Source organism: Micromonospora palomenae (assembly GCF_007829925.1).
Taxonomy (GTDB): domain Bacteria; phylum Actinomycetota; class Actinomycetes; order Mycobacteriales; family Micromonosporaceae; genus Micromonospora; species Micromonospora purpureochromogenes.
In genome coordinates, this window is sequence record NZ_VIXA01000008.1 from 1 (window position 1) to 22671 (window position 22671).

Annotated in this window: 23 protein-coding genes, 2 other RNA genes and 2 pseudogenes; 14 read left to right on the forward strand and 13 right to left on the reverse strand. The window is 72.7% G+C overall.

Features of this window, described 5'->3' with window-relative positions:
- Together FHX75_RS30315 and FHX75_RS30320 are read right to left on the reverse strand one after the other, a co-directional pair.
- On the reverse strand, nucleotides 1-357 hold a 357-nt coding region (locus FHX75_RS30315; protein ID WP_154944008.1), incomplete at its 3' end, for a hypothetical protein.
- Between the two features lie 43 nt (nucleotides 358-400).
- On the reverse strand, nucleotides 401-973 hold the full coding sequence (locus tag FHX75_RS30320) for a GNAT family N-acetyltransferase (protein WP_170285511.1): 573 nt from the start codon (nucleotides 971-973) through the stop codon (nucleotides 401-403).
- 1903 nt (nucleotides 974-2876) lie between these two features.
- On the opposite strand from FHX75_RS30320, the gene FHX75_RS31070 reads away from it, so the two are divergent.
- On the forward strand, nucleotides 2877-3302 hold the full coding sequence (locus tag FHX75_RS31070) for a low temperature requirement protein A (RefSeq protein ID WP_281290855.1): 426 nt from the start codon (nucleotides 2877-2879) through the stop codon (nucleotides 3300-3302).
- A 66-nt stretch (nucleotides 3303-3368) separates the two neighbouring features.
- Here FHX75_RS31070 and FHX75_RS30330 read toward each other — a convergent pair whose 3' ends face one another.
- Entirely contained in the window at nucleotides 3369-3653 is a 285-nt protein-coding gene (locus tag FHX75_RS30330) for a hypothetical protein (RefSeq protein ID WP_154944010.1), read from the reverse strand.
- Nucleotides 3654-3855: 202 nt separating this feature from the next.
- An RNA gene (gene rnpB / locus FHX75_RS30335) (RNase P RNA component class A) lies at nucleotides 3856-4273 on the reverse strand.
- 225 nt (nucleotides 4274-4498) lie between these two features.
- On the opposite strand from rnpB (FHX75_RS30335), the pseudogene FHX75_RS30340 reads away from it, so the two are divergent.
- Nucleotides 4499-4984: pseudogene (locus FHX75_RS30340) on the forward strand (sulfite exporter TauE/SafE family protein); the annotation flags it as partial.
- On the opposite strand, the pseudogene FHX75_RS30345 reads toward FHX75_RS30340, so the two are convergent.
- Nucleotides 4884-5369, reverse strand: a pseudogene (locus FHX75_RS30345) (sulfite exporter TauE/SafE family protein); the annotation flags it as partial. The pseudogenes FHX75_RS30340 and FHX75_RS30345 overlap by 101 nt on opposite strands.
- Before the next feature lie 225 nt (nucleotides 5370-5594).
- On the opposite strand from FHX75_RS30345, the gene rnpB (FHX75_RS30350) reads away from it, so the two are divergent.
- An RNA gene (gene rnpB / locus FHX75_RS30350) (RNase P RNA component class A) lies at nucleotides 5595-6010 on the forward strand.
- A 202-nt stretch (nucleotides 6011-6212) separates the two neighbouring features.
- On the forward strand, nucleotides 6213-6497 hold the full coding sequence (locus FHX75_RS30355; RefSeq protein ID WP_154944010.1) for a hypothetical protein: 285 nt from the start codon (nucleotides 6213-6215) through the stop codon (nucleotides 6495-6497).
- Nucleotides 6498-6563: 66 nt separating this feature from the next.
- Here FHX75_RS30355 and FHX75_RS30360 read toward each other — a convergent pair whose 3' ends face one another.
- From FHX75_RS30360 to FHX75_RS30370, 3 genes are all read right to left on the reverse strand, one after another.
- Nucleotides 6564-7877: a low temperature requirement protein A gene (locus FHX75_RS30360; protein WP_170285513.1), complete on the reverse strand. Its 1314-nt coding sequence runs from the start codon at nucleotides 7875-7877 to the stop codon at nucleotides 6564-6566.
- 208 nt (nucleotides 7878-8085) lie between these two features.
- A complete protein-coding gene (locus tag FHX75_RS30365) occupies nucleotides 8086-8565 on the reverse strand; it encodes a hypothetical protein (RefSeq protein WP_154944012.1) in 480 nt (159 codons plus the stop codon).
- Between the two features lie 106 nt (nucleotides 8566-8671).
- Complete coding sequence (locus FHX75_RS30370; RefSeq protein WP_154944013.1) at nucleotides 8672-8869, reverse strand: hypothetical protein; 198 nt, start codon at nucleotides 8867-8869, stop codon at nucleotides 8672-8674.
- 16 nt (nucleotides 8870-8885) lie between these two features.
- Here FHX75_RS30370 and FHX75_RS30375 point away from each other — a divergent pair, with 16 nt between their 5' ends.
- Together FHX75_RS30375 and FHX75_RS30380 are read left to right on the forward strand one after the other, a co-directional pair.
- Nucleotides 8886-9458, forward strand: coding sequence for a GNAT family N-acetyltransferase (locus tag FHX75_RS30375; protein WP_170285511.1), 573 nt, complete (start codon nucleotides 8886-8888; stop codon nucleotides 9456-9458).
- A gap of 43 nt (nucleotides 9459-9501) precedes the next feature.
- On the forward strand, nucleotides 9502-10275 hold the full coding sequence (locus FHX75_RS30380) for a PH domain-containing protein (protein ID WP_154944014.1): 774 nt from the start codon (nucleotides 9502-9504) through the stop codon (nucleotides 10273-10275).
- A 181-nt stretch (nucleotides 10276-10456) separates the two neighbouring features.
- On the opposite strand, the gene FHX75_RS30385 is transcribed toward FHX75_RS30380, so the two are convergent.
- Nucleotides 10457-10960: an NUDIX hydrolase gene (locus FHX75_RS30385; RefSeq protein ID WP_154944015.1), complete on the reverse strand. Its 504-nt coding sequence runs from the start codon at nucleotides 10958-10960 to the stop codon at nucleotides 10457-10459.
- Between the two features lie 225 nt (nucleotides 10961-11185).
- On the reverse strand, nucleotides 11186-11629 hold the full coding sequence (locus FHX75_RS30390) for a hypothetical protein (RefSeq protein ID WP_154944016.1): 444 nt from the start codon (nucleotides 11627-11629) through the stop codon (nucleotides 11186-11188).
- Nucleotides 11630-11795: 166 nt separating this feature from the next.
- Between FHX75_RS30390 and FHX75_RS30395 the strand changes: the two genes are divergently transcribed.
- From FHX75_RS30395 to npdG, 4 genes are all read left to right on the forward strand, one after another.
- Nucleotides 11796-11999, forward strand: coding sequence for a hypothetical protein (locus FHX75_RS30395; RefSeq protein ID WP_088964487.1), 204 nt, complete (start codon nucleotides 11796-11798; stop codon nucleotides 11997-11999).
- 84 nt (nucleotides 12000-12083) lie between these two features.
- On the forward strand, nucleotides 12084-13040 hold the full coding sequence (locus tag FHX75_RS30400) for a histone (protein WP_154944017.1): 957 nt from the start codon (nucleotides 12084-12086) through the stop codon (nucleotides 13038-13040).
- Between the two features lie 66 nt (nucleotides 13041-13106).
- A complete protein-coding gene (locus tag FHX75_RS30405; protein ID WP_154944018.1) occupies nucleotides 13107-14540 on the forward strand; it encodes an RNB domain-containing ribonuclease in 1434 nt (477 codons plus the stop codon).
- Between the two features lie 247 nt (nucleotides 14541-14787).
- Nucleotides 14788-15486, forward strand: a complete 699-nt coding sequence (gene npdG, locus FHX75_RS30410) for an NADPH-dependent F420 reductase (RefSeq protein ID WP_154944019.1) — start codon at nucleotides 14788-14790, stop codon at nucleotides 15484-15486.
- A 192-nt stretch (nucleotides 15487-15678) separates the two neighbouring features.
- Here npdG and panB read toward each other — a convergent pair whose 3' ends face one another.
- Nucleotides 15679-16524: a 3-methyl-2-oxobutanoate hydroxymethyltransferase gene (gene panB / locus FHX75_RS30415; protein ID WP_154944020.1), complete on the reverse strand. Its 846-nt coding sequence runs from the start codon at nucleotides 16522-16524 to the stop codon at nucleotides 15679-15681.
- Between the two features lie 163 nt (nucleotides 16525-16687).
- Nucleotides 16688-18448, reverse strand: coding sequence for an NAD+ synthase (locus FHX75_RS30420; RefSeq protein ID WP_154944021.1), 1761 nt, complete (start codon nucleotides 18446-18448; stop codon nucleotides 16688-16690).
- A gap of 213 nt (nucleotides 18449-18661) precedes the next feature.
- Here FHX75_RS30420 and glnA point away from each other — a divergent pair, with 213 nt between their 5' ends.
- The 4 genes from glnA (at nucleotide 18662) to FHX75_RS30440 (ending at nucleotide 21743) form a co-directional block, all read left to right on the forward strand.
- A complete protein-coding gene (gene glnA, locus FHX75_RS30425; protein WP_154944022.1) occupies nucleotides 18662-20011 on the forward strand; it encodes a type I glutamate--ammonia ligase in 1350 nt (449 codons plus the stop codon).
- Between the two features lie 80 nt (nucleotides 20012-20091).
- Nucleotides 20092-20517, forward strand: a complete 426-nt coding sequence (locus FHX75_RS30430; protein ID WP_154944023.1) for a DUF350 domain-containing protein — start codon at nucleotides 20092-20094, stop codon at nucleotides 20515-20517.
- A gap of 35 nt (nucleotides 20518-20552) precedes the next feature.
- Nucleotides 20553-21245: a helix-turn-helix transcriptional regulator gene (locus FHX75_RS30435; RefSeq protein WP_154944024.1), complete on the forward strand. Its 693-nt coding sequence runs from the start codon at nucleotides 20553-20555 to the stop codon at nucleotides 21243-21245.
- A gap of 120 nt (nucleotides 21246-21365) precedes the next feature.
- Nucleotides 21366-21743, forward strand: coding sequence for a VOC family protein (locus FHX75_RS30440; RefSeq protein WP_154944025.1), 378 nt, complete (start codon nucleotides 21366-21368; stop codon nucleotides 21741-21743).
- 355 nt (nucleotides 21744-22098) lie between these two features.
- Here FHX75_RS30440 and FHX75_RS30445 read toward each other — a convergent pair whose 3' ends face one another.
- Entirely contained in the window at nucleotides 22099-22557 is a 459-nt protein-coding gene (locus FHX75_RS30445; RefSeq protein WP_154944026.1) for a hypothetical protein, read from the reverse strand.
- Nucleotides 22558-22671: the final 114 nt, after the last annotated feature.

The following is a 22671-nucleotide window of genomic DNA, read 5'->3' on the forward strand; positions in this document are numbered from 1 at the left end:
CCGGACCCGGTCCTCGCCCGGCACCCGTTCGGTGATCAGCAGCCCACCCGCCAGCCAGGCCACGATGATCGACCACGGGCCGGCCCAGGCCGGTGCGGCCGGTGCGGTGAAGCGCCGTCCGGCGGGGTCGACCTGGAACGTGGCCGGCCGACGGCGGGTCCCGCGAGTGAGCAGCAGGTGACCCACCGCCGGCACCAGGATGCTGCCGGCGATGCCCGCCGCCCAGGCGAGCAGGGCCACGGCGGTGGAGTCGATCCGCCAGGTGAGCGGCTTCAGCCAGAACTCGACGCCGATCCGCAGCAGGAACGCGGCCAGGGCAAAGGGCAGCGCGAGCAGGCGCGCCGTACGGGGGGTCACCGGCGGGAGTCTAGGCCGATGGATCAAGGAGGGCGGCCGGGCGTCAGGCGTCGGTGTGCAGGCGGGCGTGCAGGTGCATGTCGTGCCAGCCGTCGGCGTGCAGCCCCTCGCCGCGCTTCGTACCCTCGGCGGTGAAGCCGGCCCGCCGCGCCACCCGGCAGGACGCCTCGTTCGCCGTGGAGTGGCACAGCTCGACCCGGTGCAGCCGGAGGGTCTCGAAGCACCAGGCGGACACCGCGGCCAGCGCCCGTGGGGCGACCCGGCGGCCCCGCGCGGCCGGCAGCACCCAGTACGACACCTCGGCCAGCCCGTCGGCGAGGACGACCCGGCGCAGGCTGATCTGCCCGACCACCACCCCGGCGTCGCACACCGCCCACCCGGCGCCGGTCTCCGCCCGCCACCGGCCCGGCCAGGCGGCGATCCAGTCGGCGGCCTCGTCGCCGGTCATCGACCGGCAGTGCCAACGCCGGATTGCGGCGTCGGCGTACGCGGCCACCACCACCGCACGGTCCGCCGGCAGCCACGGACGCAGGTGTACGCCCTCGGCGCGCAGTTCCGGCTGCGGCAGCGCGGCCATCGATCCGGGCGGTACGGCGGGCGCGGCGAGCATCGGCACGAGTGGACTGTAGGCGGTGCTCCCGCCCCACGTGGGGGCCGCGGCGCGGTACCGGATCCTGCACGCCGAGCGGGTCCGCCAGCGGGTGGCCATCGTGCCGGCCGGCGAACACCTGATCGCCGCGTCCGTCCGGCTCTCCCTGGGCGACGCGGAGGGCATCTCCTGGGCCTGGGAGTTCGGGCACGCCGCCTGGGCGAACCGATCGTGTCGTAGCGGTACGTCTTCGACAGTGGGGGTCGGTCGCCGGATCGGATGGTGCGCCGGAAGACGGCGGACCTATGCTCACCGCCTGAAGATCGATGAGTCTGGGTGTGCCGGTGAGGCGGGTCGGCGTTTTCCACAGCACGGTCGTGCTGGCCGCCGTTGGCGCTCGCCGTCGGCGGGTGCGGCCGGTTGGGCGACGCGATATCGGGGGACCTCTCCGACCGCGCCTGCCACCCCGATCCCGAGACGGTCGCCGCACTGCGCCAGGAGCCGGTGTTGACCCGGACGCCACCCGGCGCCACGGCCGGGCCGACGACCGAGACCGTCCAGTTGCGGCGATGAGCCACCCAGCTTCGGAATGCTCGACCGCGAGGTGACCGGGGCCGGCACCGCCGACGACGTGTCGCGCTTTCTACGCGGACCTCCGGGCCGCTCCAGCGGCTGGGAGAGGTTCGATCATGGCGTCCACGTCTACGGACGCCGGGAAGCCGGACGACACCAGGTGCACGTGGCGGCTTCAGGTGGTCAGCCACCGCCGAGGGGACCTACCGCGTGCAGATCTTCTATACGCCTCGGGATCTCCGGCCCACCTGCCTCTGATCGGACGCCTGCCGGACCGCCTCCGTGAAGAGAGCGCCGGGTACCGGCCGAGGTTTCAATCATTCGGTCCACCATCGACCGGGCGGACGCATCGTCCCGTCGGGCCGTGCGGCCCCACGCGCCGTTCCACCAGCGACCACGTATTTCCACTACCGATACCTTGGTCACACACATGTTCGAACGGCCGGCAGCGATTCTTACGCTTTCTCCGTGTTCGGACCTGTCAGGCTGAACAATGAGTCGGTGATCGAGGGTGGGACCGGTGGCCGGCGGGCCGGACGCGGACGGCCGAATCAGGAACGCCCGGCCAGGAAGTGGTAAGTACGGGAAGCACCGCGGGAGACAACCGCCGGGCGGAAACTTCCTGGAGTTGTTCTTCGATCTGGTGCTGGTCTTTGCCTTGTCGGGAGTCGTCTCGCGGTTCGTGTCGGACCTGTCCGCCGACACCTTCGCCGGCAGTGGGCGGCGCTGCTTACATCCTCGTGCTGGTCCTACCGATGATGTGGCTGTGGACGACCACCTCCCACCATCACGAGCCGCTTCGACCCGCGCCGGCCAGCCGTCCAGGTGATGGTGCTGCTCACCGCATTCGGCGTGGTGTTCATGGCGTGTCTTGCCGTACGCGTTCGTTGGGCGCGGCTGGGCGTTCGCCCGTTCCGTACGTAGCCCTCCAGGTGGGGCGACCACTGGTCCTCATCGGACTGTCGCCGATCGTGCGCAACGAGTCCTCTACGCCCGGTCGGCGACCTGGTTCACGGTATCGGCCGTGCCATGGCTGGCAGGCATCCCGGTTCAGGGCGGGGCCCGAGTAGGCCTGTGGGCGCTGGCCATCACGATCGACCTCGTGTCGGCCCGCTTCTCCTGGCCAGTTGCCCGGCCTGAGCCGGCAAGCGGACAGCGCCTGGGAACCCAGCAGGACCCATCACCTTGCCGACCGGTACGAGCAACTCCTGCTGATCGCACTCGGCGAGAGCGTGCTGTCGCTGGGAATCACCTACAACCGATACGCCGGTGTCGCTGGCCACGACGCTGGCTCTGGTGGTCGGTTTCGTCACCACAGTGCTCCTGTGGCGGATCTACTACTACCGAGTGGGGCAGGGTGCTCCCCGAAGCCGTCGATTTGGCCGAGACCAGGTCAGAGCCGGCCAGACCCGTCGGACGCGCCCACGTGCTGATGGTCCTGGGCATCGTGCTCGTGGCGGCCGGCTACGAAATCGTCGTGACCAACCCAGTCGACCATGTGCGCCCAGCCTGGCTGGCCGCGACCCTCGGCGGGCCGGTCGTCTATATCGTCGGCCGGATCGGATTGGAACGCGTGGTCTTCAACCGGCTCTCCCGGCGCAGGCTCATCGGCATCGCGGCCTTAGCGGCCGTGGCACTCCCGCTGGCCTTCACCACACCGTTGATCGTGGCGACAGGCGCCCTCGCAGTACTCCTCGGCATGGCCCTGGCCGACGCCCGACAGGCCCGGGATCGACCACCAGAAGCCCCATCGCCAGCCACCACCCGGCCGAAGAGAACCTGACTCCGCAGAGCGGCATTGGCATCCGTGGGGTCAGGCGTTCGAGTCCCCTCATGCCGCCCACAGTTGTCACTTCGGAGGGGTCCACCCGGCTTCGAGAGCGCGTTCGATCACGCGCTGCCAGCCGGTGGGAGCGTGGGGATCTCTGCTGGCGATGCCTGCCAGCCACAGCAGGGAGAAGAGGTCGTCCGCGGTGAAGTCCGGGGAGAGCGATCCGTCGGCGTGCGCGTCGCGTACCAGGGTCTGACCCAGTTTGGTCGAGTGGTCGCAGACTCCGACGAGCGCTGCGGCGTCGGGATAGCGTCGCAGGATCGCGTCGTTGAGCGCCGGATCGTCGCGCTGCAGCGCGATCATGCCGTGTACGAAGGCTTCGAGGCGCTGCCTGGGTGTGTCCTGCGCCATCACGGTGGCCCCGAGGGCTTGGGGAAGGCCAACTTGATGGACACGAGTGCCGGGCCGTCGCGGGGCCGTCAGAGGAGCCAACCAACGACGACCATTGACACCCGAAGAGAAACCAGGTCAGCCGTGGTGTGACAGCGGTTGACCTGGTGGGCGACGGACGAGTCGACCTGTACGCCGGATTCTGTGCGCGGCGCGTACCCCTCGCGGGGTACGGGCCGGCGGCGGCCATCCATCTCGGCCTGCCGTTGCCGACAGGCTCATGCGGCCTACCCGCAGACATCGGGCGGGCAACCCTCAAGCGTCCTGCGCCGGGTCGTCATCTTGCGGTGACGACCCTTTCTTGGCCTTGCTCCGGGTGGGGTTTACCGAGCCACCCCGGTCACCCGGGGTGCTGGTGGGCTCTTACCCCACCGTTTCACCCTTACCGACCCGAATGGGCCGGCGGTCTGTTTTCTGTGGCACTGTCCCGCGGGTCACCCCGGGTTGCCGTTAGCAACCACCCTGCCCTGTGGAGTCCGGACGTTCCTCGGCGGCGGGCCGGAGCCCGCCGACGCGACCGCCCGGTCGACTCGTCCGTCGCACCCTCATCCTAACGACGCGGGGTCCGCGCCCATTTCCGCCCCGGACGGCCACCCGGGGAGTCCCCGCTGCCCCGGTTTGCGGCGTGTCGGGGTGTCCGGGGGCCGGGATACCGCGACACGCCGCAAACCGCACCCGCCGCGCGACCTACACGGGCGGGGTGGTCGGGGCGCGGTGGCCGCGCGGGGCGAAGCGGGGCGTACTAGCCTCGGATCACCATGGATCTCTCCGACGCCGCGCTCCTGCTCGCCGCCGGTCTCGCCGCGGGCACGGTCAACGCGGTGGCCGGGGGCGGTTCGCTGATCACCTTCCCGGCGCTGATCGCGGTGGGCCTGCCGCCGGTGCCGGCGAACGTCACCAACTCGGTCTCGGTCTGCCCCGGCTACCTGGCCAGCGTGGCGGGCAGCCGGGTCGACCTGCCGGCGAGGCGTTCGCTGGCGACGCTGGTGCCCGCCACGGTGGTCGGCACGATCGTCGGTTGCCTCCTGCTGCTGGCCACCCCGGCCCGGACGTTCGAGGTGGTCGTACCGTTCCTGGTGCTCGGCGCGACGGCGGTGCTCGCTTTCCAGGATCCGCTGCGCGCGCTGGTCGGGCATCCGCGCGACCTGTCGCCGCGCCGCCGTACCGTCGCCGTGCAGGCCATGGTCGCGCTCGAAGCGCGACCATGGCCTGCACGGCGACGGTACGGCGGCGCGGCGACAGGTCGCGCGGATGCCCGACCAGCGCGCGCAGCGGATCCTGGAAAGCGAGCACCGCCGTCGCGCCGAGCACCAGGAACGGTACGACCACCTCGAACGTCCGGGCCGGGGTGGCCAGCAGCAGGAGGCAACCGACGATCGTGCCGACCACCGTGGCGGGCACCAGCGTCGCCAGCGAACGCCTCGCCGGCAGGTCGACCCGGCTGCCCGCCACGCTGGCCAGGTAGCCGGGGCAGACCGAGACCGAGTTGGTGACGTTCGCCGGCACCGGCGGCAGGCCCACCGCGATCAGCGCCGGGAAGGTGATCAGCGAACCGCCCCCGGCCACCGCGTTGACCGTGCCCGCGGCGAGACCGGCGGCGAGCAGGAGCGCGGCGTCGGAGAGATCCATGGTGATCCGAGGCTAGTACGCCCCGCTTCGCCCCGCGCGGCCACCGCGCCCCGACCACCCCGCCCGTGTAGGTCGCGCGGCGGGTGCGGTTTGCGGCGTGTCGCGGTATCCCGGCCCCCGGACACCCCGACACGCCGCAAACCGGGGCAGCGGGGACTCCCCGGGTGGCCGTCCGGGGCGGAAATGGGCGCGGACCCCGCGTCGTTAGGATGAGGGTGCGACGGACGAGTCGACCGGGCGGTCGCGTCGGCGGGCTCCGGCCCGCCGCCGAGGAACGTCCGGACTCCACAGGGCAGGGTGGTTGCTAACGGCAACCCGGGGTGACCCGCGGGACAGTGCCACAGAAAACAGACCGCCGGCCCATCGGGTCGGTAAGGGTGAAACGGTGGGGTAAGAGCCCACCAGCACCCCGGGTGACCGGGGTGGCTCGGTAAACCCCACCCGGAGCAAGGCCAAGAAAGGGTCGTCACCGCAAGATGACGACCCGGCGCAGACGCTTGAGGGTTGCCCGCCCGATGTCTGCGGGTAGGCCGCATGAGCCTGTCGGCAACGGCAGGCCGAGATGGATGGCCGCCGCCGGCCCGTACCCCGCGAGGGGTACGCGCCGCGCACAGAATCCGGCGTACAGGTCGACTCGTCCGTCGCCCACCAGGTCAACCGCTGTCACACCACGGCTGACCTGGTTTCTCTTCGGGTGTCAATGGTCGTCGTTGGTTGGCTCCTCTGACGGCCCCGCGACGGCCCGGCACTCGTGTCCATCAAGTTGGCCTTCCCCAAGCCCTCGGGGCCACCGTGATGGCGCAGGACACACCCAGGCAGCGCCTCGAAGCCTTCGTACACGGCATGATCGCGCTGCAGCGCGACGATCCGGCGCTCAACGACGCGATCCTGCGACGCTATCCCGACGCCGCAGCGCTCGTCGGAGTCTGCGACCACTCGACCAAACTGGGTCAGACCCTGGTACGCGACGCGCACGCCGACGGATCGCTCTCCCCGGACTTCACCGCGGACGACCTCTTCTCCCTGCTGTGGCTGGCAGGCATCGCCAGCAGAGATCCCCACGCTCCCACCGGCTGGCAGCGCGTGATCGAACGCGCTCTCGAAGCCGGGTGGACCCCTCCGAAGTGACAACTGTGGGCGGCATGAGGGGACTCGAACGCCTGACCCCACGGATGCCAATGCCGCTCTGCGGAGTCAGGTTCTCTTCGGCCGGGTGGTGGCTGGCGATGGGGCTTCTGGTGGTCGATCCCGGGCCTGTCGGGCGTCGGCCAGGGCCATGCCGAGGAGTACTGCGAGGGCGCCTGTCGCCACGATCAACGGTGTGGTGAAGGCCAGCGGGAGTGCCACGGCCGCTAAGGCCGCGATGCCGATGAGCCTGCGCCGGGAGAGCCGGTTGAAGACCACGCGTTCCAATCCGATCCGGCCGACGATATAGACGACCGGCCCGCCGAGGGTCGCGGCCAGCCAGGCTGGGCGCACATGGTCGACTGGGTTGGTCACGACGATTTCGTAGCCGGCCGCCACGAGCACGATGCCCAGGACCATCAGCACGTGGGCGCGTCCGACGGTCTGGCCGGCTCTGACCTGGTCTCCGGCCAAATCGACGGCTTCGGGGAGCACCTGCCCCACTCGGTAGTAGTAGATCCGCCACAGGAGCACTGTGGTGACGAAACCGACCACCAGAGCCAGCGTCGTGGCCAGCGACACCGGCGTATCGGTGTAGGTGATTCCCAGCGACAGCACGCTCTCGCCGAGTGCGATCAGCAGGAGTTGCTCGTACCGGTCGGCAAGGTGATGGGTCCTGCTGGGTTCCCAGGCGCTGTCCGCTTGCCGGCTCAGGCCGGGCACTGGCCAGGAGAAGCGGGCCGACACGAGGTCGATCGTGATGGCCAGCGCCCACAGGCCTACTCGGGCCCCGCCCTGAACCGGGATGCCTGCCAGCCATGGCACGGCCGATACCGTGAACCAGGTCGCCGACCGGGCGTAGAGGACTCGTTGCGCACGATCGCGCGACAGTCCGATGAGGACCAGTGGTCGCCCCACCTGGAGGGCTACGTACGGAACGGCGAACGCCCAGCCGCGCCCAACGAACGCGTACGGCAAAGACGACGCCATGAACACCACGCCGAATGCGGTGAGCAGCACCATCACCTGGACGGCTGGCCGGCGCGGGTCGAAGCGGCTCGTGATGTGGGAGGTGGTCGTCCACAGCCACATCATCGGTAGGACCAGCACGAGGATGTACAGCAGCGCCGCCCACTGCCGGGCGAAGGTGTCGGCGGACAGGTCCGACACGACCCGCGAGACGACTCCCGACAAGGCAAAGACCAGCACCAGATCGAAGAACAACTCCAGGAAGTTCGCCCGGCGGTTGTCTCCCGCGGTGCTTCCCGTACTTACCACTTCCTGGCCGGGCGGTTCCTGATTCGGCCGTCCGCGTCCGGCCCGCCGGCCACCGGTCCCACCCTCGATCACCGACTCATTGTTCAGCCTGACAGGTCCGAACACGGAGAAAGCGTAAGAATCGCTGCCGGCCGTTCGAACATGTGTGTGACCAAGGTATCGGTAGTGGAAATACGTGGTCGCTGGTGGAACGGCGCGTGGGGCCGCACGGCCCGACGGGACGATGCGTCCGCCCGGTCGATGGTGGACCGAATGATGAAACCTCGGCCGGTACCCGGCGCTCTCTCACGGAGGCGGTCCGGCAGGCGTCCGATCAGAGGCAGGTGGGCCGGAGATCCCGAGGCGTATAGAAGATCTGCACGCGGTAGGTCCCCTCGGCGGTGCTGACCACCTGAAGCCGCCACGTGCACCTGGTGTCGTCCGGCTTCCCGGCGTCGTAGACGTGGACGCCATGATCGAACCTCTCCCAGCCGCTGGAGCGGCCGAGGTCCGCGTAGAAGCGCGACACGTCGTCGGCGGTGCCGGCCCCGGTCACCTCGCGGTCGAGCATTCCGAAGCTGGGTGGCTCATCGCCGCAACTGACGGTCTCGGTCGTCGGCCCGGCCGTGGCGCCGGGTGGCGTCCGGGTCAACACCGGCTCCTGGCGCAGTGCGGCGACCGTCTCGGGATCGGGGTGGCAGGCGCGGTCGGAGAGGTCCCCCGATATCGCGTCGCCCAACCGGCCGCACCCGCCGACGGCGAGCGCCAACGCGGCCAGCACGACCGTGCTGTGGAAAACGCCGACCCGCCTCACCGGCACACCCCAGACTCATCGATCTTCAGGCGGTGAGCATAGGTCCGCCGTCTTCCGGCGCACCATCCCGATCCGGCGACCGACCCCCACTGTCGAAGACGTACCGCTACGACACGATCGGTTCCGCCCAGGCGGCGTGCCCGAACTCCCAGGCCCAGGAGATGCCCTCCGCGTCGCCCAGGGAGAGCCGGACGGACGCGGCGATCAGGTGTTCGCCGGCCGGCACGATGGCCACCCGCTGGCGGACCCGCTCGGCGTGCAGGATCCGGTACCGCGCCGCGGCCCCCACGTGGGGCGGGAGCACCGCCTACAGTCCACTCGTGCCGATGCTCGCCGCGCCCGCCGTACCGCCCGGATCGATGGCCGCGCTGCCGCAGCCGGAACTGCGCGCCGAGGGCGTACACCTGCGTCCGTGGCTGCCGGCGGACCGTGCGGTGGTGGTGGCCGCGTACGCCGACGCCGCAATCCGGCGTTGGCACTGCCGGTCGATGACCGGCGACGAGGCCGCCGACTGGATCGCCGCCTGGCCGGGCCGGTGGCGGGCGGAGACCGGCGCCGGGTGGGCGGTGTGCGACGCCGGGGTGGTGGTCGGGCAGATCAGCCTGCGCCGGGTCGTCCTCGCCGACGGGCTGGCCGAGGTGTCGTACTGGGTGCTGCCGGCCGCGCGGGGCCGCCGGGTCGCCCCACGGGCGCTGGCCGCGGTGTCCGCCTGGTGCTTCGAGACCCTCCGGCTGCACCGGGTCGAGCTGTGCCACTCCACGGCGAACGAGGCGTCCTGCCGGGTGGCGCGGCGGGCCGGCTTCACCGCCGAGGGTACGAAGCGCGGCGAGGGGCTGCACGCCGACGGCTGGCACGACATGCACCTGCACGCCCGCCTGCACACCGACGCCTGACGCCCGGCCGCCCTCCTTGATCCATCGGCCTAGACTCCCGCCGGTGACCCCCCGTACGGCGCGCCTGCTCGCGCTGCCCTTTGCCCTGGCCGCGTTCCTGCTGCGGATCGGCGTCGAGTTCTGGCTGAAGCCGCTCACCTGGCGGATCGACTCCACCGCCGTGGCCCTGCTCGCCTGGGCGGCGGGCATCGCCGGCAGCATCCTGGTGCCGGCGGTGGGTCACCTGCTGCTCACTCGCGGGACCCGCCGTCGGCCGGCCACGTTCCAGGTCGACCCCGCCGGACGGCGCTTCACCGCACCGGCCGCACCGGCCTGGGCCGGCCCGTGGTCGATCATCGTGGCCTGGCTGGCGGGTGGGCTGCTGATCACCGAACGGGTGCCGGGCGAGGACCGGGTCCGGTTCTTCGAGTCAGGCGAGGCCCTGGTGTGGAACGTGCTCGCGGTGCTGGCTGTCCTGATGGTCGTGGGGCTGGTGCTCTGGGACGAGCGGCCCCGGCTGACGCTAGACGAGGCGGGGATCACGGTGCGGGGCCTGGTGCGTGGCAGGACGCTCCGCTGGGACCGGCTGCTCGTGGGCGGACCGCCCGGGCCGGCGGGGAAGGGCTCCGCCGCGCTGGTGCTCGCCGAACGTCCCGCCACGCCGGACCGCCCGCCGGTGCCGCGGTCGCTGTGGATCGGGCCGGTGCACGTGGACCGCGACTTCCTCGCCGGCAGCGTCCGCCACTACATCGCGCACCCGGAACGCCGGTCCGCGATCGGCACGGCTGAGGAACTGGCGAGCCTGCGCGCCGCCCTCGGCGGTACGCCGGACGCCTGACCGGCGACGGCGACCGGCATCCGGGTGGGGCAGGCGCTCACCAGGCCGGCCCGATGACCCGCGGGACGGACGGCAGGTGCTGCGGTCACGTAGGCGACCGGCAGCATGGCCATCCGGGTCAGCGCGCGACGGACGGCCGGTGCTGCGGTTACGTCGGCCGCCGGCAGCGTGGCCATACGGGTCAGCGCGCGCCCGAGAACTCGTCCCAGGTCGCCCCCGCCGGCAGGTACCAGGCGGCCGGGTCGTCGGCGAGCGCCTGCGCGATCACCAGCCGGGCGTGCGCGTCCAGTTCGGGCAGCCGATCGGGCGGGAACCACTCGACCGCCACCGACTCGTCGTCGTTGACCCGGGCCGTACCGGAGACGAGTCGGCAGTGGAAGCCGAGGTTGAGGTACTCGCAGCGGTCACCGTTCGGGTAGGTGTGCGGGTGCGACACGACGCTGCTGAGGCGTACCGGCTCGACGCGCAGGCCGGTCTCCTCCTCGACCTCGCGCACCACGGCGGTGGCCGGCTGCTCGCCCGGCTCGACGAAGCCGCTCACCACCGACCAGCGACCGTCGTCGGAGCGCAACCCCAACAGCAGCTCGCCGGCGTCGTTGCGGACCACCGCGCTGACGCTCGGCAGCCAGAGCAGCTCGTGGCCGACGTGCTCGCGCATCCGCAGGATGTAGTCCGGTACGCCCATCCGGCGACCCTAACCGGCACGGCCCCACCCGTGCCGACCGATGGCCGCGCCGTCGCACCGCGGGCACGACCCCGCCCCGGCCGTCGTCTTGATCATGAGCGCCGATCCCGCCGGTGCCGGCCGCCCGGCGGTACCGGCCCGTTCAGCCGAGCCGGTCACGCCCCGCACGCCCTGCCTGCCGCGCATGCCACCCGCCCGGTCCCGCCGGTCATGCCACCGTTCCGGTCACGATGGGCAGGGCACCCGCTCCAGCGCGGCCGGACCGGCTCCGGGGCGCACCAGCTGCGCGAAGCACCGCTCGGTGGTGGCCCGCTGCCAGCCGAAGACACTGGCCGCGGTCTTCGCCACGCGTACCCGGAAGACCAGGCGCACCCCGGCCTCCCGGCGCTGCGCGCCACTCTCCACGGCCAACACCTCGACGCCGTCGACCCGCTCCGCGGCGCGGCGCAGGTTTGCCTCTGCGGCCGCCGGATCGGCCAGCAGTTCGCCCCGCGCCCGCTGGGCGATGGCGGTCACCTCCCGCTCGGCCCGCCGCTCCAGCCGCTGCTGTGACCGGTCCCGCAGCAGCGGCGCCGCCACCGCCACCGCCGTCACGGCGAAGACCGTGACCACGGCCGCGGCGAGCAGGCCGCGGCGTGCCCGTGCCGATGTTCTGCCCCCGAGACGCACCGGGGAATTCTCCGCCACCGACCGCCCTTCCGGCTGCCCCGTCCGTCCGGGTACGGCTTCCCGCATTCCGCCGCGCGGCCCCCACCAGCACGTCTACTGTGGAGGTCGTTGCGACTATTTGCGCGATCCGGTGGCGGCCGGGCTGCTCCCGGTGCACAGTGATCTCATGAACGACAGCGGAAGTGGTGGGCACTACTACTGGTGCACCCGACACCACCGGGTCGAGACCGATGCCGACGTGTGCCCTGCGAAGCACGTTCTCGGACCGTACGACTCGTCCGCCGACGCCGAGAACGCCCTGCAGACGGTGCGGGAGCGCAACGAGGCGTGGGAGGCCGAGGACGCCCGCTGGGCCGGGGAGGGCAGCTAAACGGCGCGGGACGGCCCGTGTCGAGGAACTCCGTGCCTCCGCACCGGGGGCGCGCGAGCGCATGTCCCCAAGGAGGGAACCGAGATGGCCGAAGCACAACAGGCCACCACCCGCCCGGCCGCCAAGAAGTCCGCCGCGGCCACGCGGACGGCGGGCGCCACCCGCAGCACCGTGGCACGCCGGCCCACCACGACCACCGCGCCGGCCCGGAAGGCGCCGGCCGGCCGGGCGGCGACGAGCGCGGCGGGCGCCGGGGCGGGACGGACCCCGACCACCACGGCGACCGCCGCGAAGAAGACGGCGGCCAAGAAGGCCCCCGCCACCAGGACCACCGCCAAGAAGGCGCCCGCCACCAGGACCACCGCCAAGAAGGCCCCCGCCGTCAAGACCACGGCGACGAAGGCCCCCGCCGTCAAGACCACGGCGACGAAGGCCCCCGCCCGCAAGGCCGCCGCGAAGACCACGACCGCGGCGAAGAAGACCACCACCGCCGCGAAGAAGACCGCGCCCGCGGCGAAGAAGACCACCACCACCGCCGCGAAGAAGACCGCGCCCGCGGCGAAGAGGGCCGCGCCCGCGGCGAAGAAAACCACCACGGCGGCGAAGAAGGCCGCGCCCGCGGCGAAGAAGACCACCACCGCCGCGAAGAAGACCACGGCCGCGAAGGCCTCGACCGCCGCCCGCAAGGTCACCTCCACGGGTAAGAAGGCCACCGCCGCGGTCAAGAAGACCACCGGCGCGGCGAAGAAGACCACCGGCGCCGCAACCAAGAAGACCACGGCGGCGAAGAAGGCACCGGCGAAGAAGACCACCGCCAGGACGGCGCCTGCGACGAAGACCACGGCCAAGAAGGCGCCGGCGCGAAAAACGACCGCCACCTCGTCGACCACCACCCGCAAGGCGACCACGAAGAAGGCGCCGGCGACGAGGACCACGGCCGCCAAGAAGGTCACCGCCCGCAAGGCACCGGCCCGCCCGGCCGCCGCCCGGGCCACCGCGCCCACCAGTGCCCGGTCCCGCGCCCGCAAGGCCACCGGCTGACCGTACGGCGACCGCCGTCGCATCGCCGGAGGGCGGATCACGCGCCGGACTGCCAGGATTGACCCCGTGGTCATCCGACGCGTACTGGCGCCCCGTATCAACTTCGGCGCGCTGCGCCGCGAGCTGGGACTGCCCGAGGGCTTCCCGGACGCGGCGCAGCGCGAGGCGGACGAGGCCGCCGCCGCACCGCCGGCCACCGGGGTCGACCGTACCGACGTCCCGTTCGTCACGATCGACCCGGCGGCGTCGCGCGACCTCGACCAGGCGATGCACCTCGCCCGCCGCCCCGGTGGCGGCTACCGCGTGCGGTACGCCATCGCCGACGTCGCCGCCCACGTCCGCCCCGGCGGTGCGCTGGAGGAGGAGACCTGGCGTCGCGGGCAGACCGTCTACCTGCCCGACGGCAACGTGCCGCTGCACCCGCACACCCTCAGCGAGGGCGCGGCCAGCCTGCTGCCCGACGTCGACCGGGCGGCGGTGGTCTGGACCATCGACCTCGACGCCGACGGCGCGACGACCGGCGTCGCGCTGGAACGCGCCCGGGTCCGCAGCCGGGCCAAGCTCGACTACGAGGGGGTGCAGGCCGCCGCGGACGCCGAACGGCTGCCCGAACCGGTCGCCCTGCTGCCCGAGATCGGCGCCCTGCTCACCGCCCGGGGCCTGCGCCGGGGCGCGGTCAACCTGCCCCTGCCGGAGCAGGACGTCGAGCCGGACGGTGACGGCTGGCGGCTGGTGCTGCGCGGGCCGGTCCCGATGGAGGACCACAACGCGCAGATCTCCCTGCTGACCGGGATGGCCGCGGCCGACATCATGCTGGCCGGCCGGATCGGGCTGCTGCGCACCATGCCGCCGCCGAAGCCCGAGGCGGTGGCCCGGCTGCGCGCCGCCGCCGCTCCGCTGGGCGTGCCGTGGCCCGACGGCGTCGGCGTGGGCGAGGTGCTCGCCGGGCTGGACGCCTCGCAGCCCCGGGCCGCCGCCTTCGTCGACCAGGCGGCGGAGTTGATGCGGGGCGCCGCGTACACGGCGTTCGACGGCGAGCTGCCCGAGCAACCGGAGCACGGCGGGGTCGCGGCCGCGTACGCCCATGTCACGGCCCCGCTGCGCCGGCTGGCCGACCGGTACGCGACGGAGGTCTGCCTGGCCCTGCACGAGGAGCGGCCGGTGCCGGACTGGGCCCGCGCGGCGCTGCCGAAGCTGCCCGAGGTGATGGCGGTGACCGACCGGACGGCGGGCGCGGCCACCCGGGGCGCCATCGAGCTGGCCGAGGCGGTGCTGCTGGAGCACCGGGTGGGAGAGGTCTTCGAGGCCGCGGTGCTGGACGTGGACGCCCCGCCGAACGGCCAGTCGAAGCCCGGCCGCCCGCCCGGCGGCACGGTGGCGCTGGACGCCCCGCCGGTGCGCGCCCGCTGCACCGGCGAGCTGCCGCTCGGCGAACGGATCCAGGTCCGCCTGGTCACCGCCGACCCCACCCAGCGCAAGGTCGTCTTCGAACGCGCCTGACCCGCCGCCCCGCCCCACCCTCGCCCGCCCGTGCGTCTCCCGCTGCCCCCATCCGCGCCCCGAAGCCCCCGAGATCCCCGCACTTTCAGAGAAAGCGTGGCCTTCGCCCGCCGAATAGCCACGCTTTCTCTGAAACTGCGGGCATCAGGTGGTGGCGAGCGGGGCGAGCGGGCGGTGGGGTGGGTAGCGGGGATTGTCACAGCGGCGGGCGCTGCTGGGGGCGGGGGTGGTTTGCGAGGATGGCGGCATGGCTTACGACGCGACCACGCTGCCCGACGTCTCCGGGCTGACCGTCGGCATCATCGGTGGCACCGGCGACCAGGGGCGGGGCCTCGCTTACCGGCTCGCCCGGGCCGGGCAGACCGTGCTGATCGGTTCCCGTTCCGCCGAGCGGGCCGCGGAGTCCGCCGCCGAGATCGCGGCGCTGCCCGGCGTACCGGCCGGAGTGGACGTGACCGGGGCCGCCAACGACGAGGTGGCCCGCCGCAGCGACGTGGTGATCATCGCGGTGCCGTGGGACGGGCACGCCGCCATCGTCGCCGCCCTCGCCGAGCCGCTCGCCGGCAAGATCGTGGTCGACTGCGTCAACCCGCTCGGCTTCGACAAGCAGGGCCCGTACGCCCTCCCGGTCCCCGAGGGCAGCGCGGTGCAGCAGGCCGCCGCCCTGCTGCCGGACTCCCGGGTCTGCGCGGCGTTCAACCACGTCAGCGCGCCGCTGCTGGCCGACCCGGAGATCGACCGGATCGACCTCGACGTGCTGATCTGCACCGAGGACCGGGAACTGGTCGACATCGTCGGCGCGCTGGCCGCCCGGATCCCCGGCATGCGGGGCATCTACGCGGGCCGGCTGCGCAACGCCCACCAGATCGAGGCGTTCACCGCCAACCTGATCGCCATCAACAAGCGCTACAAGGCGCACGCCGGCATCCGCGTCACCGACCTCTGAGCCGGACGCCGTCCCGCACGGCGCTCCGGGCCGTCCGGCACCCGGTCCCGGCCGGGGCAGCGCGCGGCGGCGGTGGCAGCGATCGGGCGGCCCGGAGCGGAGGCCAGTCGTCACGGGCGAACACCGGGTGACTGTGGACCCGGCGAGCGGGGCGGTGAGGGTCGTGCGGACGACCCCCACCGCCCCCTCGTCCTAGAAGGTGTGCTCGGCGGCGGGGAACTCGCCGCCGCGTACCTCGTCGGCGAAGCGCCGGGTCGCCTCCGTCAGCGTCCCGGCCAGGTCCGCGTAGCGCTTGACGAACCGCGGCGCCTTACCGGTACGCAGGCCGGCCATGTCCTGCCAGACCAGCACCTGGGCGTCGGTTTCCGGGCCGGCGCCGATGCCGACCGTCGGGATCGGCAGCTCGGCGGTGATCCGCTTGGCCACCTCGCCCGGCACCATCTCCAGCACCACCGCGAAGGCACCGGCCTCGGCCACCGCCCGGGCGTCGGCGAGCACCTCGTCGGCGGCGTCGCCCCGCCCCTGGACCCGGTAGCCGCCCAGGGTGTGCTCGCTCTGCGGGGTGAAGCCGATGTGCGCCATCACCGGGATGCCGGCGCCGACGATCGCGGCGATCTGGTCGGCGCAGCGCCGGCCGCCCTCCAGCTTCACCGCGTGGCAGCCGCCCTCCTTCATGAACCGCACCGCCGTGCGCAGCGCCTGGGTCGGGCCCTCCTCGTACGAGCCGAAGGGCAGGTCACCGACGATCAGCGAGTGCTTGGTCGCCCGGACCACGGCCCGGACCAGCGGCAGCAGCTCCTCGGCGGTGACCGGCAGGGTGGTCTCGTAGCCGAACACGTTGTTCGCCGCCGAGTCGCCGACCAGCAGCACGGGGATGCCGGCGGCGTCGAAGATCGAGGCGGTGTACTGGTCGTACGAGGTGAGCATCGCCCAGCGGTCGCCGCGCTCCTTGGCGGCGATCAGGTCGCGGGTGCGTACCCGCCGGGTGGCCGGGCCGCCGTAGAGGGCGGTCACCTCGGTCGGGGTGGACTCCACCATGACTGTCTCCTTTCCTCGAGGCCGCCGTCGCGGTCCCCGGGTTCCGCCGCGATCGTCGCACCGGACGACCGCCTCACGGCAGGGCACAGTGCAGGATTTCACTCGGCGGAACCGGCGCGGCGGGACCGGGGACCGGTCCCGCCGCACCGCCGAACAGTCCCGCTCAGCCGTGCTCGCGCCAGCGGTTGGTGATGGGCAGCCGCCGGTCGCGTCCGAACGCCTTCATGGAGATCTTCGTGCCCGGCGCGGACTGCCGGCGCTTGTACTCGGCGACATCCACCAGTCGGAGCACCCGGTCGACGACCGCCGGGTCGTGGCCGGACTCCACCAGCCCGTGGCGGCCCAGGTCGCCGTCGACGTAGCCGATCAGGATCGGGTCGAGCACGTCGTACTCGGGCAGGCTGTCGCTGTCGAGCTGGCCGGGGCTCAGCTCGGCCGACGGCGGCTTGCCGATCGAGTTCTCCGGGATCGGCGGGGTCTCGCCCCGGCTGGCCGCGTCGGCGTTGCGCCACTTCGCGAGCCGCCAGATCAGCGTCTTCCAGACGTCCTTGACCGGGTTGAAGCCGCCGACCGAGTCGCCGTACAGGGTCGAGTAGCCCACCGCCAGCTCGCTCTTGTTGCCGGTGGTGAGCACCAGGTGGCCCTCCTGGTTCGACAGCGCCATCAGGATCACGCCCCGGACCCGCGCCTGGAGGTTCTCCACCGTCACCCCGGACAGCGACATGTTGGCCAGGAAGGTGTCCACCATCGGCTGGATCGGCTCGACCCGGTAGTCCAGGCCGGTCCGCTTGCCCAGGTCCTCGGCGTCGGCCCGGGAGTGCTCCGAGGAGTGCTGGCTGGGCAGCGACACCCCGACCACCCGCTGCGGCCCGAGCGCGTCGACGGCGAGCGCCGCCACCACCGCCGAGTCGATGCCGCCGGACAGGCCCAGCACCACCGACGGGAATCGGTTCTTGTTGACGTAGTCGCGCAGGCCGAGCACCAGCGCCTGCCACACCTCGGCCTCGTCGGCGACCGGCTCCATCACCCCGCCGGCGGCCGCCGGGCCCGTCGGGGCCGCCGGGATGGATCCGACGGTACGGCGGAGCACCCGCATCCCGTCGGCCAGCTGCTCCTCGTCCGCGCCGCGCTCGCCCGCCTCGGGCAGCTCGACGTCGTGCACCAGCAGGTGCTCGACGAACTGCGGGGCGCGGGTGAGCAGGGTGCCGTCGGCGCCCACGATCATCGAGTCGCCCTCGAAGACCAGTTCGTCCTGGCCGCCGATCATGTTGACGTACGCGATGGTCGCGCCGGCCTCGGCGGCCCGGCGGCGGACCAGCGGCAGCCGGATGTCGTCCTTGTTCAGCTCGTACGGCGAGCCGTTGATGTTGACCACCAGCCCCACGCCGGCCTGCCGGGCCACCGCGAACGGGCCGCCGGCCTGCCAGAGGTCCTCGCAGATGGTCAGCGCCACGTCCACCCCGCCGATCCGCACCACGGTGAGGGCGTCGCCGGGAATGAAGTAGCGGTCCTCGTCGAAGACGCCGTAGTTGGGCAGGTGGTGCTTGAAGTACGTGGCCACGACCCCGCCCTGGTGCAGCAGCGCGGCGGCGTTGCGGGCGCCCCGGCCCGGCTGGGCGTCCCCGCTGACCTGCGGCGGGCCGTCCGCGTCGAGGTAGCCGACCACGACCGGCAGGTCGCCGAGTCCGTCGGCGGCCAGGTCGGCCGCGAGCTGCTCCAGCGCGGCCTTCGAGGCCGCCACGAAGGAGCGGCGGAAGACCAGGTCCTCGACCGGGTAGCCGGTCAGCATCATCTCCGGGAAGGCGACGAGCTGGGCGCCGGCGTCGGCGGCGCGGCGGCTCCAGGTGCGGACCAGTTCGGCGTTGCCGGCGAGGTCGCCGACGGTCGGGTTGACCTGTGACAGGGCGAGACGCAGGGTGGGCATTCCCTCATCTTGCCCCAGCGCCGGCGTACCGACGCGGTGGCCGGGACGAGACGGCGGCCACCCTCCCGGGTGGCCACCGGCGGGCGGGACACGACGGGACGGGCGGCGGTGCTTCGCGTAACGTCGGCGTAACGAGGCCCGGGGAGACTGGGCGGTCAGGTCGGGCGCAGCCCGGCCGAAGGCGGACAAAGAGTGTCGCGAGGGGTTGGGGAAGTGGACCGTCAGCAGGAGTTCGTCCTCCGTACGCTGGAAGAGCGGGACATCCGGTTCGTCCGGCTGTGGTTCACCGACGTGCTCGGCACGCTCAAGAGCGTGTCGGTCGCCCCCGCCGAGCTGGAGGCCGCCTTCGAGGAGGGCATCGGGTTCGACGGCTCCGCGATCGAGGGCTTCGCCCGGGTCTTCGAGTCCGACATGGTCGCCATGCCGGACCCGACCACCTTCCAGGTCTTCCCCTTCGAGGGCGGGGTCAGCGGCGAGAGCGCCCGGATGTTCTGCGACATCCTGCTCCCCGACGGCGGTCCCTCCTGGGCGGACCCGCGGCACGTGCTGCGCCGGATGCTGTCCAAGGCCGCCGAGAAGGGCTTCACCTTCTACACCCACCCGGAGATCGAGTTCTTCCTGCTCGAGAACGGCCCCCAGGACGGCTCGCTGCCGACCCCGGTGGACACCGGCGGCTACTTCGAGCACACCACGCACGCCGTCGCGCGGGACTTCCGCCGCCAGGCCGTGCTGGCCCTGGAACGGATCGGCATCTCGGTGGAGTTCAGCCACCACGAGGTGGCCCCCGGCCAGCAGGAGATCGACCTGCGCTACGCCGACGCGCTGACCACCGCCGACAACATCATGACCTTCCGGCACGTGGTCAAGGAGGTGGCGCTCTCCACCGGCGTGCAGGCCACCTTCATGCCGAAGCCCTTCACCGACCAGCCGGGCAGCGGCATGCACACCCACCTGTCGCTGTTCGAGGGGGAGCGCAACGCGTTCCACGACGCCGGCGACCCGATGAAGCTCTCCAAGGTGGCCAAGTCGTTCATCGCCGGCCTGCTGATGCACGCCCGCGAGTACACGGCGGTCACCAACCAGTGGGTCAACTCGTACAAGCGGCTCTTCCCGCTGGCACTGCCGGACCGGATCACCGAGAGTCCGGCGTACGTCTGCTGGGGTCACCTGAACCGGTCGGCGCTGGTCCGGGTGCCCGCGTACGGCAAGCCGAACTCGGCCCGGGTGGAGGTCCGCTCGCTGGACTCGGCGACGAACCCGTACCTCGCCTTCGCGGTGCTGCTCGGCGCCGGCCTCAAGGGCATCGAGGAGGGCTACGAGCTGCCGCCGGGCGCCGAGGACGACGTCTGGTCGCTGACCAGCGCCGAGCGGCGGGCGATGGGGTACGAGGCGCTGCCGGAGAACCTCGCCGAGGCGATCGACGTGATGGCCGGCTCGGAGCTGATCGCCGAGGTGCTCGGCGAGCACGTCTTCGACTTCTTCCTGCGCAACAAGCGCGCCGAGTGGGAGCAGTACCGCCGCGAGGTCACCCCGTACGAGCGGCAGCGATACCTGTCGCTCTAGATCGCGGTGGCGCGGTGCCGCTATCGTCTCGATCACCGCGCCGGCACCCTCGCCGGGCGTAGGAGGCCGGGAGGCAGTCGGTGCTGGAGGATCTGCTCAGCGGGGCGTGGCAGAGCGTGGTGTTCGGGGTCGTCGGGGTGGCCCTGATGGCGGCCGGCTTCCTGCTGGTCGACGTGCTGACCCCGGGGAGGCTGCGCGAGCTGATCTGGGTGCGGCGCAACAACAACGCCGCGCTGCTGCTCGCCGCCAACCAGCTCGGCATCGCCGGGATCGTCTTCACCGCGATCCTGACCAGCTACAGCGACTTCGCCAAGGGGCTCGCCTCCACGGTGATCTTCGGGCTGATCGGGCTGGGCATCATGGCGCTGGCCTTCTTCGTGCTCGACCTGCTCACCCCGGGCAAGCTGGGCGAGATCATCTGCTCCGACGAGCCGCACCCCGCGGCCCGGGTCAGCGCCGCCACCCACTTCGGCGCCGCGCTGATCGTCTGCGCCTGCATCGCCTGAGCGCCGCTGTCGTACCCCCGGCCTAGGTTGCGGGGGTGAACCGGACCGACCGCCTCTACGCCCTGGTCGAGGAGCTGCGGGCGGTGTCGCCCCGGCCGCGCAGCGCCCGGTGGCTGGCCGGGCGCTTCGAGGTGAGCACCCGCACCATCGAGCGGGACATCAGCGCGCTGCAGGGCTCCGGCGTGCCGATCTGGGCCGAGCCCGGCCGCACCGGCGGCTACGTGGTCGACCGGGCGCACACCCTGCCCCCGGTCAACCTGACCGCCGCCGAGGCGGTCGCGATGGCCGTCGCGCTGCACCGGCTCGGCGGCACGCCGTTCGCCGGGGCGGGCGCCACCGCCCTGCGCAAGCTGCTGGCGGTCATGCCGGCCGCCGACGCGGCCGAGGCGCACCGCCTCGCCGGCCGGGTGCACCTGATCGGTGACGGGCCGGCCACGCCCGTCCCGGCCGTCGTCGCCGACGCGGTCTCCGCGCGGCGCGTGCTGCGCCTGACGTACGCCGACCGCGCCGGCACGGCGTCGGCGCGCGAGGTCGAGCCGCTGGGCTACCTCGGCAACCCCCGACACTGGTACCTGCTCGCCTGGTGCCGGCTGCGCGACGGGCTGCGCTGCTTCCGCACCGACCGGATCCTCGGGGTGGAGGCGCTGCCCGAGGTGGTCACCCGCGAGCTGCGCCTCGACGACCTGGACATCCCGCACGAGCGGGTCCGCGCGCTGAGCCTGGTCTGAGCGTCCGGCTGCGGGGCCGAATCGTCGGAAAACACCGACAGGACGGTGTCGCGGACGACCCCGAGGCTGACTCCTGACGAGCCCGGCCGACTGGCCGGCGCCTGCGACGGGAGGCGACACATGTCCACGATCACCAACGCGGTCAGCTGGTTCGAGGTCGGCACCGACCGGCCCGAGGAGACCGGAAAGTTCTACACCGACGTGTTCGGCTGGGCGTTCACCGAACAGGGCAGCCCGGAGACGTCGTACCGGGTGGTGGAGCCGGGGCCGGAGGGGTCGATCCAGGGTGCGATCCGGGCCACCGGCGGGGCCGGCCCGAACTACGCGGTGTTCTACGTGCAGGTGGCCGACGTGGCCGACACCTGCCGGCGGGCCGAGGCGGCCGGCGGCAAGGTGCTGGTCCCGCTGAGGTCGAACGACAACGGCCTGACCTTCGCCCACCTGCTCGACCCGGCCGGCAACCACTTCGGCGTCTTCGCGCCGCCCGCCGTGGCCTGAGCCACCGCCTGGTAGGTCCCGCCCCCGCGACGCTGCCGGGGCGGGACCGGCCCGAAGGCGGGTCGCGCCAGGCGTGATCGACTCCACTTCGCCGACATGGGGGTCTGTGGCTCGTAGAGAAGCCGCCACATCGCCGGAATGGAGTTGATCAATCGCCGACCACCGTTCGGCGGGGACCAGGGTGCGGGCCCGATGATGAGCCAGCCGCCGGAGCGCACCCGCCGATGGCTGGGGAACAGCGGCGAGCGGGCCGGGCGCGGTCGGATCGGGTACGGGGGGTGGCCCCGCCGCTCGGGGGTGGGCCGGCCGGGAGGGGGCCGACGGCCGGGGGAGGGGGAACGGCGGGGCCACCGGGTCACCTGCCGGGCGTACCCATGCCGCCGTGGTGGCCACGGCCGCCCGGGCCCGGGAAGACGCCGGCCTCGGCGGCCTTGGTGATGGCGTCAGCCTGCTCCTGGGTGAGCTTGCCGTCCTCGACCGCCTGGGCCAGCCGCTCCTTGAGCGCCGCCTGCCGGTCCTCGGCGGAGGGGCGCTCCGGGCGGTCGGCCTTGCGCTGCTCGCGCAGCTTCTCCAGCGCGGCGGTCACCTTCTCGGTGGGCACGCCGAGCTCCTTGGCCAGCGCCTCGGCGAACTCGCCCTGGCGGTCGGCCTTCTGCTGCTGCCGGTCGGTGCCCTGGTCGGCGCTGCTGCTGGCGCTGGGCGACGGGGTGGCGTCCTCGGCGAAGGCCACCGTCGGGGCGGCGATCCCCACGCCGAGCACTCCGGCGGCGGCGAGCCCGGCCAGCAGGTGCTTCTTCGACATCGTGCGGGACATCAGTCCTCCAGTGATCGGTGGTTGGTGCGATGACCTCACCGACAGTGACCACCGAACCTGGGCCGCACCCGTGCCGACCCTGTCACCCAGCTGAAAATCCCAACCCCGCGCCGG